Annotated in this window: 2 pseudogenes; both read left to right on the forward strand. The window is 65.5% G+C overall.

Annotation, left to right across the window (positions count from 1 at the left end):
* A pseudogene (istA, locus tag GI374_RS18680) lies at positions 1-1,030 on the forward strand (IS21 family transposase); the annotation flags it as partial.
* A pseudogene (gene istB, locus GI374_RS18685) lies at positions 1,020-1,817 on the forward strand (IS21-like element helper ATPase IstB). The pseudogenes istA and istB, both read left to right, overlap by 11 nt.
* Positions 1,818-1,879 lie beyond the last annotated feature (62 nt).

Genomic DNA, 1,879 nt, shown 5'->3' on the forward strand with positions numbered 1-1,879 from the left:
GCAGACCCACGAGATGCTGTTCGACGCCCATTGGCACGGCTTCCGTGTCTTCGGTGGTGTGCCGGAGCGTGGGATCTACGACAACATGCGGACGGCGGTGGACCGCATCGGCAGGGGCAAGGAGCGCCAGATCAACATGCGCTTTCTCGCCATGGCCAACCACTATGTCTTCGAGCCGGAGTTCTGCAATCCGGCTTCGGGCTGGGAGAAGGGACAGGTCGAGAAGAACGTGTGAGGCACGCGCGGCCGCGCTTGTGGCAACCGATGCCGAACTTCCCTGACCTCGCCGCGCTGAACGCCTGGCTCGAGCGGCGATGCCTGGAGCTTTGGCGGGAGATCCCGCACGGCCATCTGGCCGGGACCCTCGCCGATGTCTGGGCCCTGGAGCAGCCCGCGCTGATGCCGGTGCCGCCGGCCTTCGACGGCTTCGTCGAGCAGAGCAAGCGCGTCTCGCCCACCTGCCTGATCAGCTTCGAGCGCAACCGTGACACGCGTGCCGGCCTCCTTCGCCAACCGGCCTGTCAGCCTGCGGGTCTACCCGGATCGGCTCGTTGTCGCAGCCGAGGGGCAGATCCTGTGCGAGCATGAGCGCCGAATCCAGCGATCACATCATCTCCCGCCCCGCACGATCTACGACTGGCGCCACTATCTGATGGTGATCCAGCGCAAGCCCGGCGCCCTCCGCAACGGTGCCCCCTTCGCGGAGCTGCCGTCAGGCTTCAGGCGATTGCAGGACCAGATGCTGCGACGGCCCGGCGGCGATCGTGAGATGGTCGATAGCCTCGCCCTGGTCCTGCGAGCCATGACGAGCAGGCGGTGCTGGCCGCAGTCGAGCTGGCGCTGTCCGATGGGGTGGCGACCAAGACCCATGTGCTGAACCTCCTGCACCGCCTGATCGACGGCAAGGCAATCGACAGCCCGACCATCGATACGCCGCAGGCGCTGCTCCTGCGCCGCGAACCGAAGGCCAATGTCGGCAGCTCACAACGACCTGCGCGCCCGCAGCGCCGGAGGCCGTCATGCGTCATGATCCCGCCAGCGGCGCCGTCGTCATCATGCTTCGCAGCCCTGAAGATGCATGGCATGGCTCAGGCCGTCACCGATCTCATCGAGCAGGGCGCGCCGGTCTTCGAGGCGGCCGTGCCGATCCTGATGCAGCTCCTGAAGGCCGAGGTGGCCGAGCGCGAGGTTCGCTCCATCGCCTGTCACATGAAGGCAGCGCGCTTCCCGGCCTACAAGGATCTGGCGGGCTTCGACTTCTCGGCCAGCGAGATCAACGAAGCCACGGTGCGACAGCTCCACCGCTGCGAGTTCATCGACGGCGCGCAGAACGTCGGGCTGATCGGCGGGCCGGGCACTGGCAAGACCCATGTCGCAACCGCGCCTCAAGCATCCAGGCCATCGAACACCACCGCCGGAAGGTCCGCTTCTTCTCGACCATCGAACTCGTCAACGCGCTCGAGCAGGAGAAGGCCAAGGGCAAGGCCGGGCAGATCGCTGAAAGCCTGACCCGGCTCGATCTCGTGATCCTGGACGAGCTGGGCTATCTGCCGTTCAGCGCCTCGGGCGGCGCGCTGCTCTTCCACCTTCTGAGCAAGCTCTATGAGCGCACCACCGTTGTCATCACCACCAACTTGAGCTTCAGCGAGTGGGCCACCGTCTTCGGTGATCCCAAGATGACCACCGCGCTCCTCGATCGCCTCACCCACCGCTGTCACATCCTTGAGACAGGCAACGACAGCTTCCGCTTCAAAGCCAGCACCGCTGCAGCAACCCGAAAGAAGACGGAGAGCGCCCAGGCCTTGACCCAGACATGAACCCATCCGCATAACTGAAGGTGGGTCACTTCTCGATGGAAAACCCGGGTCAGTTCCGGGTG

This window comes from Paracoccus sp. S-4012 (assembly GCF_009674885.1).
In the GTDB taxonomy this organism is placed as follows: domain Bacteria; phylum Pseudomonadota; class Alphaproteobacteria; order Rhodobacterales; family Rhodobacteraceae; genus Paracoccus.